Below are 14,718 nucleotides of genomic sequence, written 5' to 3' on the forward strand. Positions count from 1 at the left end.
GTGGGCAGGAGTGGTGGTGGGGGGTGGGGTGGCCCCCCTGTTTCCAGGAAAGCGGAGTGGGGGTGTGCCGCGCCAGGGGAGGATGCCGCCTGTGGACAACCCGGGGCCCGCAGACACCCCGTAGCGCGTCCGCGGGCCCCGTCGGTGTGTCAGACGCCTGCGGTGGCGGGTGAGGAGGGGGAGGCCGGTTCGGTGGCCAGCCCGTGGAGGTCGGCGGCCTCGATCTCCTCGCGGGTGATGCCGAGGATGAACGCGATCGTGTCCAGGTAGGGCACGTTCACGGAGGTGTCGGCCTGCTGGCGGACCACCGGCTTCGCGTTGAACGCGACGCCCAGTCCCGCCACCTGGAGCATGTCCAGGTCGTTCGCGCCGTCGCCGACGGCGACCGTCTGCTCCAGGGGCACGCCGGCCTCGGCGGCGAACCGCTTCAGGGTGGTGGCCTTGCCCTTCCGGTCGATGATCGGGCCGACCAGTTCGCCGGTCAGCGTCCCGTCCACGACCTCCAGGGTGTTCGCCGCGGAGTAGTCCAGCCCGAGGCGTTCCACGAGCACGTCCGTGATCTGGGTGAAGCCGCCGCTCACGATCCCGCACTCGTAGCCCAGGCGCTTCAGGGTGCGGACCAGGGTCCGGGCCCCGGGGGTCAGCTGGATCTCCTCGCGCACCGCGTCGATGGCGGAGGCGTCGAGGCCCTTCAGCAGGGACACCCTGCGCCGGAGGGACTCCTCGAAGTCGAGTTCGCCGCGCATGGCCTCCTCGGTGACCCGGGCGACCTCCTGCTCGCAGCCGGCGTGGGCCGCCAGGAGCTCGATCACCTCGCCCTGGATCAGGGTGGAGTCGACGTCCATGACGATGAGGTGCTTGGCGCGGCGGTGCAGGCCGCTGGGCTGCACCGCGACGTCGACGCCCTGGGTGGAGGCCTCCATGGCGAGCTCGGCCCTCAGCTGCTCGGCGCTGCCTCCGGAGATCTCCATCTCCACGGAGGTCACCGGGTAGCTCGACAGTCGCTCTATCCGGTCGATGTTCGCTCCGGCCCTCGCCACGCACGACGTGATCGCGCCGAGGGCGCCGGGGCGCAGGGGGTCGGCCAGGACGGTCACGTGCAGGCGGCCGGAGGCGAAGTCGTTGACGCGGCCGTTGCCGTCCCCGTCCCCGTACTCGACCTCCATGTCGAGGTCGATCGCGGTCTTGTCGAGGGCGCTGCGCACCTCCTCGAAGACCCGCTGGCGGCTCACGCCGGGGGCCACGCGCTCGTCGACCCCGAGAACCGTCCCCAGCACCAGGCGTCCCGCCAGAACGACCTGTTCGAGGTCGACGATGGTCACCGGGAAGACGGAGAGGGTGCTCAGGAGACGCGCGCTGATGCCGGGCCGGTCGTGCCCGGTCACTGTCACCAACAACGTGGAATCATCATTCATGGCGTCTTCCACGGTACTCGGCCGGGGGAGGGGCCGGTCGAGCCGGGAGGGCTCTTCGCCCAGCTAGTTCACCATGTGGACGGCTGGAGGAGAGGTGTAGGTCACTCCGGCGCCTACCGGTTGCCCCGGTTCTTCTTCTTGCGGCGCGGACCCTTGGCCTTGATGTCCACTCCGCCGAGCATGCACGTGCCCGTCAACCGGATGATCGGGGCGTTCGGGTCCGTGACCTGGTCCGTCCCGTGCATGTCCGCGCCGCCCAGAATCGCCGAGGTGTTGTTGATCACTCTCACCCCGTGCGGCACGGTGATGTCCACCCCGCCCATGATGACGGCGACCTGGATGGTCACCTCGTGCTGGCTGAGGACGGCCTCGCGGAGGTCCAGTTCGACCCCGCCGCAGAGCACGGACACGTTGGTCCGGGGCTCGACCAGCCAGCGGCCCTTGCGCTCGCAGCCGCCGAACACCGCGACCAGGTTCTCGGAGCCCTTGCTCTGGCCGGCGAGGTCGCGGGCCTCGCTCCCCAGGATCTCCATCCCGCTCGGGGGCTCGGACGACCGGCGGTCCATGGCCGCGTAGTCGTACCCCTGGCCGGTGACGGGCAGGTCCGAGACGATCGGGGCGAGCTCCCCGACGGTCTTGGCCCTGTACAGGGTGTCCAGGCGCTCCTCGTGCTCCACCGGGGTGAGGCGACCTTCAGCCACGGCCTCCCGCAGCCGCTCGGCAACCTTGTCCCGGTCCGCGTCGGAGGCTCGGATGTGCTCGGGCTGCATGATGACTGGTTCTCCTCGTCGACTCGGTGGGGCCGGGGCCCGGCGCCACACACCCAGTATCGGCACTCTCCCGTCACGATGGATCAGGTATATCCCCTGGACCTACCCCGAGAATTCCCGCGCCCCTTACCAGGGTGCGTCGGAGCGCCGGGCGTTCGCGCCTCCGCACCCGCCCCCGCCCCTCTCGGGCCCGGAGCGCGCGGCGCGGCGTGGTGGTGGCCGCAGGGGCGCCCTGCGGAGAACCCCAGGTGCGGTCGGAGGCGCGCACGGTGGTCCGGCGGGGGGAGCGCTCCTAGCGTTGGGCCATGGCCTTCTCCACCCTCCGCGGTGCACCCGTCCCCCCGCGCGGGCGCTCCGTCCCCGCGCTCCTCTGCCTCCTCGGCGCCGCCGCGCTGCTGGTCCTCCCCGCCGCGCCCGGCTCCGCCGGGACGGCCCCGCTCACCCCGGGGGCCGCTCCTCCGGCCCCGTCCCCCGGGGAGGTGGACGCGGTCGTGGAGGAGTACCGCCGCGCCACCGGTCTTCCCGGCGCCGCCGTGGTGATCACCCGCGGCACGGAGGTCGTGCACGCCCGCGGGTACGGGACCACCCCGGGCGGCGCGGACGTCACCGAGCACACGCCCATGGCGGTGGCCTCGCTCAGCAAGTCGGTCACCGCGCTGGCGGTCCTCCACCTGGCCGAGGAGGGGGAGCTCGACCTGGACGACCCGGTGCGGGAGCACCTGCCCGAGTTCACGATGGCCGACCCCCGGGCGGAGCGGATCACCGTGCGCCAGCTGCTCGACCAGACCTCCGGCATGTCCGACACCGAGTTCGCGTCCTACAGCCGCGGCAGGGACACCCTCACCCTGCGCGAGTCCGTGGCGGACCTGCGCGGCGCGCGCCTGGCCGCCGAGCCCGGCACGCGCTGGGAGTACCACAACCCGAACTTCCAGGTCGCCGCCCGCCTCGTCGAGGTGGTCGGCGGCAGGCCCTTCGCCGATCACCTGGAGGCGCGGGTGTTCTCCCCGCTGGGGATGGACGACAGCACCACCGTCGACACGGACCTGGACCTGCCGTCCGGCGCGCGGGGGCACGTCTCCGTGCTCGGACGCGCGTTCCCCGCGGACGAGCCCCCCGGGTTCGGCAACGGCTCCGGCGGCGTGGTCAGCACCGCGGCCGACATGGGCGCGTGGCTCGTCGCCCACACCGGCGGCGGGCTGGGGCCGGACGGTGTCCGGATCCTGTCGGAGGAGGGCGTTCGGGCGCTGCACACCCCCTCCGCGGCCTCCGGGTCCTACGCCCTGGGGTGGTCGCTGGGGGAGACCGCGTCGGGTTCGCGGGTCGTCGAGCACGGGGGAGACCTGCTCACCGCGACGGCGCACCAGGCACTGCTGCCCGACAGCGGGTACGGCGTGGCCGTCATGGCCAACACGGGGTCCTCGTGGGGCGGGGCCCACCCCCTGGCCTCCGCGCTCGTCGAGCTGGTCGACGCGGGCTCCGCACCCGGGCCGCCGACGGGCGCCGGGCCGGTGGCCGTCGACGCGGTCCTCCTGGCCGCGGGAGCCGCCGCCGTCCCGCTCGCCTGGCGCGGTGTGCGGCGGTCGCGCGACTGGGCCCTCGCGCGCGAGGGCGGCCCCCGGTGGGCGGTGGCGGCGCGCCTGCTGCCCTACGCGGGGCCGCCGCTGCTCCTGGTGGTCCTGCACGAGGTGGTCGGGTGGCTGTTCCGGGGGAGGGACGTGGCGTGGTTCCAGGTGCCCTATCTCTTCACGTCGTTCTGGTCGGCGCTCGCCGTGGTCGCCCTGGCCTGCGCGGCCGTCGTCTCGGCGCGGGCGGTCCGCCTCGCGGCGCTGCGCCGCCGGACACGGGGCGGTCGCGCCGCCGGGGCCGGGCGGGGGGAAGGGGAGGCCGCGTCAGCCGGGTGAGACGGCCCGGGGACGCCGAGGGGGCGTGGTCCGGGGAAGATCCGTCCGACCGCTCCGACCGCTCCGACCGCTCCGACCGGGGCCGCTGCGGGGCCCTCCGCCCCGACCACGGGGCCGGAGCGGCGCCGGCGGAGCCCGAACCCGGAGTCCGGCCCGGTGCCCGCCCCGTCCGGCTCAGCGGCCGTTCGGCGCGTGCCCGGGGAGGGCGATGGCCGCGTGGGCGGCCACCCTGGCCCGCCGCACCGCGGCGTCCAGCTTCCGCAGCGCGTCGGACCGCGCCGCCGCCTGACGGGCGTCCATCCCCCGGCCCGACGCCGGCTCGGCCAGCCTCACCACCTTCGCGAGCCGTTCCGCCTGGGCCGCCACCCGGTGGGCGCGGGGCGGGTAGCCGTGTGCCAGCGGCGGCGCCTCGCGGCCCCCCAGGTCGCCCAGCTCCCGGTGCACGCCCGGGGCGAACGCCGCGATGTCGTCCACGCCCTCCAGGGTCCTGGCGACCTCGATCAGGGTGAGCTTCAGGGTCTGCTCCGCCTCGGCCAGACCGGGAACCTGCGGGGGCGCCGGGTCGGCCCGATACGGCGCCCACGAAACGCCCACATAGGATGAACCACGCCGGTCGGGGGAGGGCACCATGCCCATCTGCTGGCCGGCGAGCTGCACCAGCACCCCCTCCTGGGCCTCGATGGCGGCCTGGTTGAGCTCCTTCGGGCCCACGAGCCCGAGGGGGTCGCCCCAGGTCGGCAGGGACAGCCGGAACGCGGACAGTCCCAGGCCACGAAGTCGTACCAGTGCCGACCGCAGCGGTACGCCGCTGTCGAAGGGCAGGTCCGCGACAGGTACTGTCCCGATCAGGTTGGGGCCGCCGCGCCGTTCGACCGCGTCGACGGCGTCGTCGAGCCCGACGTGGCCTGACAGCCAGGCGTTGCCCCAGGCGACGAGTGGTGCGGACGTGAGTTGCATTGCTTCAGGGTAGGTCGGCCCGTGCACCGGCGTGGGGCGTGATGTGAGGGAGGACGATGGACGGGCGGGTTCTGGGCCTGAGCGGGGTCACGGTCCGACGGGGTGGCGCCACCCTGGTCGACGGCGTGGACTGGTCGGTGCTGGAGGGTGAGCGGTGGGCGGTCCTCGGGCCGAACGGCGCGGGCAAGACGACGCTCCTCAACGTGGCGTTCAGCCAGCTGTACCCGACCGCGGGCGACGTGGAGATCCTCGGCGAGCGCCTGGGACGGGTGGACGTCTTCGAGCTGCGGCCCCTGATCGGCTACGCGGGCGCCTCGGTGGCCTCGCGGATCGAGGCGGGCACCCCCGTCCTCGACATCGTGCTGAGCGCCGCCTACGGGTACGTGGGCCGGTTCCGCGAGGAGTACGGCAGCCCGGACTACGGCCGCGCCCGCGCGCTGCTGGGCCACTGGGGGGTCGCCGACCTGGCCGACCGGGACTTCCACACCCTGTCCGAGGGCGAGCGCAAGCGCGTCCTGATCGCCCGCGCGCTGATGGCCGACCCGGAGCTGCTGCTCCTGGACGAGCCCGCCGCGGGTCTGGACCTGGGGGGCCGGGAGGACCTGGTGCGCCGCCTGGGCGGGCTGGCCCGCAACGAGTCCGCGCCCGCCCTGGTCGTGGTCTCCCACCACGTGGAGGAGATCCCGGCGGGGTTCACGCACGTGCTGCTGCTCCGTGGCGGCGGCGTCGTCCAGGCGGGGCCGATCGAGGAGGTCCTGACCGCCGAGCACCTGTCGGAGACCTTCGGCCTGCCGCTCAAGGTGGAGCGCGACGGCGACCGCTGGAACGCGCGCGCGGTCTGACCAGGGCATTCCGAGCGGGAAGTCGCCGATAGGGATTGCGGTAATAACACAAATCGATTGACCATAAACAGTATTCCTGTCCAGATGTGGTCGCCCCGACGTATATGGGGTAGCGTCAACGGTCGGTGAGCGGATCGCTCCATTTCGGCGCGCTTGGAGATCTTCGGGTGGGCGGGTCCGCCGGTGGACGCGGTCCGTCCGCACCGCCTGCCACCCCCGTCAGGAGATCCGGAGCTGCCCAGATGTCGATACTGAACGCCGCCCCTTGTTCGGAGACCGGGGTGCGCCGATGACCATGATCATCATCGTGGCGCTTTTCGTCGCGGTCCTGTTGCTCATCTTCTGGCGGAGCGTGCGTATCGTTCCGCACTCGATGGAGGACGTCGTCGAGCGGTTCGGTAAGTTCCACCGGACCCTGAGCTCGGGTTTCAACGTCGTCATTCCCGGGGTCGACCAGGTGCGCGAGCGGATCGACCGCCGCGTCCAGGTCGTGAGCTTCCCCCCGCAGTCGGCGATCACCGAGGACAACCTCGCGGTGGAGGTCGACTCGGCCGTCTACATCCGCGTCCGGGACGCCTACAAGGCCACCTACGAGGTCGCGAACTTCATCCAGGCCGTCGAGCAGCTCACCCTGGCCACCCTCCGCAACGTCATCGGCGGCATGAACCTGGAGGGCACGCTCACCTCCCGCGACGAGATCAACCGCGAGCTCAAGGCGGTGCTGGACGAGGCCACCCGCGACTGGGGCATCGAGATCAGCCGCATCGAGCTCAAGGGCATCGAGCCGCCGTCCTCCGTGCAGGAGGCGATGGAGATGCAGATGCGCGCCGACCGCGAGAAGCGCGCGCAGCTGCTCAGCGCCGAGGGCGAGAAGCAGTCCGCCGTGCTGCGCGCCGAGGGTGAGCGTGCGGCGGCGGTGCTGCGGGCCAAGGGTTCGGCCGAGGCCCAGATGCTCACCGCCAAGGCCGACGCCGACGCCCAGACGCTGCGGGCGCGCGGTGAGGCCGACGCCATCCACATGGTGTTCAAGGCGCTGCACACGAGCCGGGTGGACCCGGACGTGCTGGCCTACCAGTACCTCCAGAAGCTGCCCGAGATCGCCAAGGGCGACGCCAACAAGGTCTGGATCGTCCCGTCCGAGATGGGCAGGGCCCTCCAGGGCGTCGGCACGGCCTTCGACCGGCTCCGCGACGAGGTCGTGCGGGCTCCCTGACCCGGGGCCGCCCGGACCCGGCCCTCCTCCCCGCCCCGCAGGACGGCGCTCACGGCGCCCGACCTGCGGGGCGGGGCGCGTTCCGGGGCCCGCCGCGCACCGTTCGGCGGGGTCCGGCTATGCCCTGGATCACGTATCCCCGGCGTGGGGCCCCGATGATCGGCTCTCGTAGTCTGTTGACGCCCTCGACGGTCGGGGAGCGGGATCCGGAAAGCTGGTCGCATGGAACTCTGGGAGGCGGCGGTCATCCTGCTGGCCGGTGTGGCGGCCGGCGGGGTCAACGCGATCGCGGGCTCGGGGACCCTGTTCACGTTCCCCGTGCTCCTCGCCCTCGGCTTCCCGCCCGTCACCGCGACCGTGTCCAACAGCATCGGGCTCGCCCCCGGCACGCTCAGCGGCACCATCGCCTACCGGCGCGAGCTCGCCGGCCAGCGCGGCCGGATCCTCCGCCTCGGCGGGATGTCGTTCCTCGGCGCGATGACCGGCGCGCTCCTGCTCATCTACCTGCCCGCGGGCGTGTTCGAGTTCGTCGTGCCGTTCATGATCGGCGGCGCGTGCGTGCTGATCCTGCTCCAGCCGCGGATCACCAAGTGGGCGCGCTCCCGCCGACCGGCCTCCAAGAACGGGGGACCCCTGCTGCCGCTGGGCGCCTACGCGACCGGCACCTACGGCGGCTACTTCGCCGCGGCCCAGGGGATCATCCTCATCAGCATCCTCGGCGCGTCCCTGGACGACGACCTCCAGCGGCTCAACGCGCTGAAGAACGCGCTGACCACGATCGCCAACGGCACCGCCGCCGTGTTCTACATCGTGCTGGCCTCGCCGTCGTGGCCGGTGGTCGGCCTCATCGCGGCCGGGACCGTCATGGGCGGCTACCTGGGGGCCAACTTCGGCCGCAGGCTCAGCCCGGCGGCCCTGCGCGTGTGCCTGGTCGTCGTCGGGCTGACGGCGGCGGTCCAGCTGGTCATGGGCCGGATCTGACCGCTCCCCGTACACGGCCGGCCCGCCGTTCGGGGCCGGATGCGCGGCGGGGGCTGCCCCGCGGGGCGCTCAGGTGCGGAAGTAGCCGCGCCGGTCGGCGTCGTCGATCAGGGCCGCCGCGTAGGCTCCCAGGGCCTCGGAGCCCTCTTGGATCAGCTTGACCTTCTCCATGACCTGTGCCCGGGTGATGCCGAACCGGACCCAGGTCCCGCCCTCGTTGTGCCAGTTGGCGAGCATCGGGGACAGCCTGTCCACGGCGCGGGCGAAGCGGGCCTCGGCGGAGACGCGTGCCTCGAACTCCTCCCAGAGCTCGCGGGCGCGCTCGGCCTGGTCCTCGGGGAGGAGGGGGAAGATGCGGGCCGCCGCGGCCCGCTCGCGCGCCTCCTGCGTCTCGGAGTTCACCTTGTCGAAGAGGAAGGTGTCCCCGGCGTCGATCTCGACGATGTCGTGGAGCACGAGCATCTCGACGACGCGGTCGATGTCGGTGCCCTCGGGGGCGTACTCGGCGAAGGTGCGGGCGGAGAGGGCCAGGTGCCAGGAGTGCTCGGCCGAGTTCTCCCGCCGTGATCCGTCCACCAGCAGGTTCTGCCGCAGGATGCGCTTGAGCTTGTCGACTTCCAGGAGGAAGCGGAGCTGTGCGTTCAACCGCTCGTTGTCGACCCCGCTGGCAAAGACCGGTGCCGGTTCCGTCACGTGGTTCGCCCTCCTGAAGGATGAGTCGAAACGGTCAGGTGGACCGCTCGGTGCGGTCGCCACTGGATGATCCCATGGAACGCGTACCAACTGTCGCGTCGGCGTACGTCGAGGGGACGCGCGGCGAGGCGGCGGAGTGTACGCGGTGAACGGTCGGCGTGCCCGCGGCCCCTGCCGGGGGCGTGGCGCCCCGGGGGCCGTGACTAGGCCTCCGCGGATGCCCGGACCTGCGTGGAAGACGTGAGGTGGCGGTGGAACCACTCGGTGAGGGCCCTGTCGGCGAGTACTCCCGCCGGGGTGGGCCGCCCAGGTTCGAGTCCGGGCTCGGGTCCGATGGCGTGTGCCAGATCGGGCACCACGATGTGACGGAGCGCATGCTCGGGGGCGTGCCCGGCCAGGGCGTCGCACAGCGCCCCGCCCTGTTCGGGGGCCACGACGTCGTCGAGCCCGCCGTTGACGACCAGCAGGGGGACGCGTCCCCGGGAGATCTCGTCGGCCCGGCCGACGAAGTCCAGCCGTGCGCGGGCCTGGAGGGCCCGGTCGGTCCACCTGTAGGGCGTTCCGTCGCGTCGCGCGCGGGCGGTGACGACCAGGGCCGGGTCCACGACCGGGTTGACGACGGCGGCGGCGCCGACGGGCATGCGACCCTCGGCGAGGGCGAGCAGGACCGCGGCGGCCCCGGCCCCCACCCCGGCCAGGCCGACGGGGGCGTCGGTGACGGGGAAGGCCGAGCGCAGCTCGGAGACGGCGGCGCGGAGCTCGGCGGCGGCCTGCTCCACCACCGGGGCGAACAGGTCGACGAGGTGGTCGCGCTCGCCGCGGCGGTTGACCTCGGGGACGCCGCCCTCGGGCAGCCGGGCGCCGAACAGCGGCAGGCCGAGGTGGATCCGCCAGGCCGGGAGCGCCGCCATGGGCAGGGTGCCTGCGAGGGAGGCCTCGGCGCGGGGCGGCTCGAAGGCGTGCAGGCCGACGACGAGCGGGGCCGGGAGGTCGCCCGTCGCGGGCGGCAGGGCGAGGAAGGGCACCCCCGCGGCGGTTCCGGTGACGGGGCCGGTGAGGGTTCCGGCGTCGGCTACCACGGGTGGTCGCCCCCGCTGCGCTCGGAGAAGTCGGACAGGTAGCTGCTGACCAGCCGCTTGGCCTCGCCGATGAGCCTGGTGTCGCCGTCGGCGTCGTCGCGGAAGGCGAGCTTGAGGACGGCGTCGGCGGCCTCGACGGCCACGTGGACGGCCCGGTCGAGTGCGTCGTCGTCGGGGATGCCGGTGACGGAGACGATGATCCGGCGCAGGCGGATGGAGATGACGCGGTTGTTGTCGGCCCCGCCGTTGAGGAGGCGGGTGTCGACGATGTCGCCGAAGTGCAGGCTGCGGAAGCCGGGCACGTGGCGGTGCATGTCGATGTACTCGTCGACGACGGCGTCGACGGCGGCGGTCCAGTGGCTGAACGACGCGTCGGCGATCCGCTCGGTCACCCGGGCGCCGAACTGGTCGAGGAAGCGCAGGCCCAGCGCCTGGGTGATGGCCTTCTTGTCCGGGAAGAACTGGTAGACGGAACCGATGGCGACCCCGGCCCGTTCGGCGATCCGTGTGGTGGAGAGGTTGTCGTAGCCGACCTCGTCGAGGAGCTCGGCGCAGCAGTCGAGCATGCGCTGCACTCTGAGCATGCTGCGCTGCTGGGCCGGAAGTCTCCGGAGGGGGGCCTGCGCGAACGCGAGTTCGTCGTGGGCGACGCCGGCCGGTCCACGGCTCTCGCGCGGCGCGTAGGCGCTCCCGGCGGGGCCGGGGGAGCGTCGCGACCGCGGGGGCGTTGAGCTTCGGGAATTTGTCGTCACGGCTCCTATGATGCCTTTCCGGAATCACCTGGTTCCGGGGAAATTCCAGTTTCGTTCCCCGACCCCTTCCCGTGGTGCCCGGTCCGCCTGTGCCGGAGGCGTCGCCCGGGTCCGGGGCGGTGCGGACGGGGGCGCCGGCGCCGTTCGTCGTGTTCGTCGGTCCGTGTCTGTTTCGCGGCCCGGGTCCACAGGGGGACCCCGTCGCCCGAGCCACTCAGGATAGCGCTTTCCAAGGGAGGGCGTGGCATGGTTGGATCAGTGCCCGACGCAGTGCACGCACCCCTCCTGGAGGCTGAGCCATGACCACCGCCCCGGACACCACACCGGAGGAACTCGACGCCGTCCTCGAACGGGCCGCCGCCGCGGCCCCGCTCCTGGCCGCCCTCACCCCGGGCGAGCGCGCGGGCCTGCTGCGCGCCGTCGCCGACGCCCTCGACGGCGCCGCCGACCGGCTCGTACCCCTCGCCGCGGAGGAGGCCCACTACCCCGAGGCGCGCTGCAAGGGAGAGCTGGGCCGCACCACCTTCCAGCTCAGGCTGTTCGCGCAGACCCTGGAGGACGGCTCCTACCTGGAGGCCGCCGTCGACCCCGCCGACCCCGAGTGGGGGACGCCGCGCCCGGACGTGCGCCGCATCCTCGTCCCGCTCGGCCCCGTCGTCGTGTTCGGGGCCAGCAACTTCCCCTTCGCCTTCGCCACGGCCGGCGGGGACAGCGCCTCGGCGCTGGCCGCCGGGTGCCCGGTGGTCGTCAAGGCCCACCCCGGCCACCCGGAGCTGGCCCGCGCCACCGCCGGTGTCGTCGTCGACGCGCTCACCGGGGCCGGGGCGCCCGAGGGCTCCTTCGCGCTGGTGGAGGGCATGGAGGCGGGCAGGCTGGCGGTCACCCACCCGCTCACCCGCGCCGTCGGGTTCACCGGGTCGATCCCGGGCGGGCGCGCCCTGTTCGACCTGGCCGCGGCCCGGCCCGAGCCGATCCCCTTCTACGGCGAGCTCGGCAGCGTGAACCCGGTGTTCGTCACCCGCGCCGCCATGGCGGCGCGCGGAGAGCAGATCCTCGGCGGCTACGCCGACTCGGCGGCCATGGGGTCGGGGCAGTTCTGCACGAAGCCGGGCGTGGTGTTCCTGCCGGAGGACGCCGACCTCGGCGCCCTGGTCGCCGACTTCGCCGACAGGGCGGCGGGCCCGCTCCTCAACGACCGCGTGGCGGAGGGGTTCGAGCGGGGCCTGGACGCGCTCAGCGGCCACCCCGCCACCGAGGTGCTCGTCCAGGGCAGGCACACCGGCGACGACTGGTCCCCGAGCCTGCTGCGGACCGACCTGGACTCCCTGCTGGAGCACGCCGACACCCTCTTGGAGGAGTGCTTCGGGCCGGCGACCCTCGTGGTCGCGTACGCCGACGAGCGCCGCCTCCTGGAGGCGGCGGGGGTGCTCCGCGGCCAGCTCACCGTCACCGTGCACGGTGAGGAGGACGACCCGGTGGCGCCCGCGCTGCTGGCGCTGGGGGCGTCCGTCGCTGGGCGGGTGGTCTGGAACGGATGGCCGACGGGGGTGGCCGTCACGTACGCCATGACCCACGGCGGCCCCTACCCGGCGACCACCGCGCCCCTGCACACGTCGGTGGGCACCACGGCGATCCGGCGCTTCCTGCGCCCGGTGTCCTTCCAGTCGGTGCCGCAGTCGCTGCTCCCCCGCGAGCTGCGCGACGACAACCCGCTGGGCGTGCCCCGCCGCGTGAACGGGGCCGCGCCCACCGTCTGATGCCGTCCGGGCCGGGGCCGGGTGCGCTCCGATGGGTGCGCCCGGCCCCGCCCCCGGCGCCGCGTCCCCGTGCCCGGGCCCTGGGCGTCCGGCCGCTCGGCCGGGCGCGTGGGCGGGGCCCCGGCCCGGCGCGGGGCGTGAAGCCCGATGCGCGGGGCCCGTACTCACGGCCCCGGCACCGGTTCCGTGAGTGAGAGCCCGCCGGGACGGCGCTCCCGGTCACGTCGTGCCCGGGGGCCCGGGCCGCGTTCACGCCGCGGTGTCGGAACCCTCGTCCGCGCCGTCGCCGTGGGCGGCGTCGTAGGCGTCGCGGAACGCCTCCACGCGGAGCCGCCGGCGCTTCATCATGGAGGGGGTCATGCACGCCAGCACCACGATGAAGGCTGCCAGTCCCAGGATCAGGACGAGGGGGCCCGAGACCCCGTCCAGCAGGATGCGGTTGACGCAGTAGAAGGCGTTGACGAGGGCGGTCGCCAGCGCGAGGACCACGGTGGCGAAGACCGTCTTCGCACGGCCGAGCTCCTGTTCGACGGCGATCCGCCCCAGGCGGTTGCTCTCCGGGTCCGGGCCGAGTCTCCCCGCCCGAGCGAGCCGCCAGGCCTCCGCGAGCTTGGCGGGGTCGGTGCCCGGGGGCAGGTTCGTGAGCCTGATGGACTGGCCGGCGCGCTCGGCCGCTCGGGCGGATGCCGACGTCACGGCGAACAGGGCCACGAGGATCACGCACACCACCAGCAGGAGCAGGGCGAGGATGACGCCCAGCGGCCACAGGCTCCGAGCGGTGTCGATCGTGATGAAGGCGGCGGCGCCGAAGGCCCCGAGGGGGACCAGGACCACACCCGAGGCGCGGAGGGCGAACGCGCCCGGGTGGCCGGTGCGGTAGGTACGGAGCCGGGCGGCCCAGCGGGGGCGCGGCGGACGGGGGACGGAGGGGTGGGGGTCGCCCTGGGGGATCATGTCCGCAATGTACCCTTCTGTGGTTCGCCGACCGGTCGCGGTCGCCCCGACCGGGGGCCCGGCGCACCACGACGGCGGGCGGGCCGCCGGGGGAGAGGCTGACAGGCCGTCGTCAGGTTCGTCCGGAAGGGGTTGGGCGGGCGCGTGACCGCGCGTAACCTCGCGCCATGGAGAACCACACCGCCCCCGCCGGGACCGGCGTCGACGCGCTCGTCCGGGACCTTCCCAAGGTCGAGCTGCACGTCCACCTCGAAGGCTCGATGCCCGCCGAGACCCTCTTCGACCTGGCCCGCAGACACGCGGCCGAGGGCGTCCCCGACACCCTGGAGAAGCTCCGGGACTGGTACGCCTTCACCGACTTCCCCCACTTCATCGAGGTCTACCTGGCGTCGGTGACGACCCTCAGGGACGAGGAGGACTTCGCCGTCCTCGCCTCGGCGGTCGCCGGGCGGCTGGCCGCGCAGAACGTCCGCTACGCGGAGGTGCACGTCAGCCTCTACACGCACCTGATGCGCGGTGTGCCCGCGCGGGTGGTGTTCGACGGGATCGAGCACGCGCGCCGCGAGGCCGAGCGCGAGCACGGCATCAGGCTCCGGTGGATCCCCGACTTCCCCGCCGACTTCGGTCTGGAGAGCGCCGAGGCCACGCTGGAGGCCGTCCTGGCGGAGGGCCCGCCCAGCGTGGTGGGCTTCGGGGTGGGCGGTGTGGAGACACCCCTGGAGCAGTACGCGGGGGTGTTCGGCAGGGCGCGCGCCGCCGGGCTCGCCAGCCTCCCGCACGCCGGTGAGCACGGTGGACCCGAGCGCGTGCGGGAGGCCCTGGACGCGCTCCGCGCCGAGCGCATCGGGCACGGCATCGACTCCATGCGCGACGCGGAGCTGGTGGCCCGGCTGGTGGAGGAGCAGGTCCCGGTGGACGTCAGCCCCACCTCCAACGTGTGCACCCGCGCCGTGGAGGCGATCGGTGACCACCCGCTGCCCCGCATGCTCGACGCCGGGCTGCTGGTCACGCTCAACACCGACGACCCGACCATGTTCGGCACCGACCTCAACCGCGAGTACGCCACCGCCCACCGGCTGGGACTGGGGGCCGGGGACCTGGTCCGCCTCGCGGCGAACGCCGTGCACGCCTCCTACCTGGGGGCGGCCCACCGCCGCGCGCTGCTGGCCGAGATGGAGGAGGTCGCCGCCCGCCACGGGGTGGGGGTCGGGAGCCTCTAGGGACCCTGCTCCTCCCGGACCTCCGCTCCGCTGCGGCCCCGGTGTGGTGGGGGCACCGCGGCCGCCTGTGAGCGCGGGGACCTTCGGCGCCCCCGCCGGATCGGCCCGCCCCCCGCGAACCCGTCCGCGGCGCCTCCAGAGCCCGCGGGCACCCGGGCGCGGGGATCCGGCCGTGCTCCGGCCG

Annotated in this window: 13 protein-coding genes; 6 read left to right on the forward strand and 7 right to left on the reverse strand. The window is 73.8% G+C overall.

Translation table 11 applies throughout. From position 1 onward, the window contains the following. Positions 1 to 149: 149 nt before the first annotated feature. Positions 150 to 1,415 (reverse strand): phosphoserine phosphatase SerB, encoded by a 1,266-nt coding sequence (serB, locus tag ACFQBR_RS32345; RefSeq protein ID WP_267947480.1) that lies wholly within the window; start codon positions 1,413 to 1,415, stop codon positions 150 to 152. A gap of 113 nt (positions 1,416 to 1,528) precedes the next feature. Next, positions 1,529 to 2,185: a DUF1707 SHOCT-like domain-containing protein gene (locus ACFQBR_RS32350; RefSeq protein ID WP_344182561.1), complete on the reverse strand. Its 657-nt coding sequence runs from the start codon at positions 2,183 to 2,185 to the stop codon at positions 1,529 to 1,531. Between the two features lie 305 nt (positions 2,186 to 2,490). On the opposite strand from ACFQBR_RS32350, the gene ACFQBR_RS32355 reads away from it, so the two are divergent. Then, positions 2,491 to 4,086: a serine hydrolase domain-containing protein gene (locus ACFQBR_RS32355; RefSeq protein ID WP_344182559.1), complete on the forward strand. Its 1,596-nt coding sequence runs from the start codon at positions 2,491 to 2,493 to the stop codon at positions 4,084 to 4,086. 174 nt (positions 4,087 to 4,260) lie between these two features. Here the strand turns inward: ACFQBR_RS32355 and ACFQBR_RS32360 are convergent, their stop codons facing one another. Next, positions 4,261 to 5,043 (reverse strand): hypothetical protein, encoded by a 783-nt coding sequence (locus tag ACFQBR_RS32360; RefSeq protein ID WP_267947483.1) that lies wholly within the window; start codon positions 5,041 to 5,043, stop codon positions 4,261 to 4,263. Between the two features lie 56 nt (positions 5,044 to 5,099). Between ACFQBR_RS32360 and ACFQBR_RS32365 the strand changes: the two genes are divergently transcribed. The 3 genes from ACFQBR_RS32365 (at position 5,100) to ACFQBR_RS32375 (ending at position 8,079) form a co-directional block, all read left to right on the forward strand. Beyond that, a complete protein-coding gene (locus ACFQBR_RS32365; protein WP_267947484.1) occupies positions 5,100 to 5,885 on the forward strand; it encodes an ABC transporter ATP-binding protein in 786 nt (261 codons plus the stop codon). A gap of 289 nt (positions 5,886 to 6,174) precedes the next feature. Beyond that, positions 6,175 to 7,098, forward strand: coding sequence for an SPFH domain-containing protein (locus tag ACFQBR_RS32370; protein WP_267947485.1), 924 nt, complete (start codon positions 6,175 to 6,177; stop codon positions 7,096 to 7,098). Between the two features lie 222 nt (positions 7,099 to 7,320). Continuing rightward, positions 7,321 to 8,079 carry a sulfite exporter TauE/SafE family protein gene (locus ACFQBR_RS32375; RefSeq protein ID WP_267947486.1) on the forward strand — a complete coding sequence of 253 codons (759 nt, stop codon included), beginning with the start codon at positions 7,321 to 7,323 and terminating at the stop codon, positions 8,077 to 8,079. A 69-nt stretch (positions 8,080 to 8,148) separates the two neighbouring features. On the opposite strand, the gene ACFQBR_RS32380 is transcribed toward ACFQBR_RS32375, so the two are convergent. The 3 genes from ACFQBR_RS32380 to ACFQBR_RS32390 all read right to left on the reverse strand — a co-directional run bounded on the left by ACFQBR_RS32380 (position 8,149) and on the right by ACFQBR_RS32390 (position 10,435). After that, positions 8,149 to 8,772, reverse strand: a complete 624-nt coding sequence (locus ACFQBR_RS32380) for an HD domain-containing protein (protein WP_267947487.1) — start codon at positions 8,770 to 8,772, stop codon at positions 8,149 to 8,151. A gap of 203 nt (positions 8,773 to 8,975) precedes the next feature. After that, complete coding sequence (locus ACFQBR_RS32385) at positions 8,976 to 9,851, reverse strand: alpha/beta hydrolase family protein (protein ID WP_267947488.1); 876 nt, start codon at positions 9,849 to 9,851, stop codon at positions 8,976 to 8,978. Continuing rightward, the gene (locus ACFQBR_RS32390) at positions 9,845 to 10,435 is read right to left on the reverse strand and encodes a TetR/AcrR family transcriptional regulator (RefSeq protein WP_344182555.1); all 591 of its coding nucleotides are present in this window, start codon (positions 10,433 to 10,435) and stop codon (positions 9,845 to 9,847) included. Before ACFQBR_RS32390 ends, ACFQBR_RS32385 begins: the two co-directional genes overlap by 7 nt. Before the next feature lie 467 nt (positions 10,436 to 10,902). Here ACFQBR_RS32390 and ACFQBR_RS32395 point away from each other — a divergent pair, with 467 nt between their 5' ends. Further along, positions 10,903 to 12,360: an aldehyde dehydrogenase (NADP(+)) gene (locus tag ACFQBR_RS32395; RefSeq protein ID WP_267947490.1), complete on the forward strand. Its 1,458-nt coding sequence runs from the start codon at positions 10,903 to 10,905 to the stop codon at positions 12,358 to 12,360. Between the two features lie 249 nt (positions 12,361 to 12,609). Here the strand turns inward: ACFQBR_RS32395 and ACFQBR_RS32400 are convergent, their stop codons facing one another. Continuing rightward, positions 12,610 to 13,314, reverse strand: a complete 705-nt coding sequence (locus ACFQBR_RS32400; protein ID WP_344182553.1) for a hypothetical protein — start codon at positions 13,312 to 13,314, stop codon at positions 12,610 to 12,612. Positions 13,315 to 13,481: 167 nt separating this feature from the next. On the opposite strand from ACFQBR_RS32400, the gene add reads away from it, so the two are divergent. Then, positions 13,482 to 14,534 (forward strand): adenosine deaminase, encoded by a 1,053-nt coding sequence (gene add, locus ACFQBR_RS32405; protein ID WP_344182551.1) that lies wholly within the window; start codon positions 13,482 to 13,484, stop codon positions 14,532 to 14,534. The last annotated feature ends 184 nt before the right edge of the window (positions 14,535 to 14,718 follow it).

The sequence above is a fragment of the Nocardiopsis tropica genome, assembly GCF_042660575.1.
Lineage (GTDB): Bacteria > Actinomycetota > Actinomycetes > Streptosporangiales > Streptosporangiaceae > Nocardiopsis > Nocardiopsis tropica.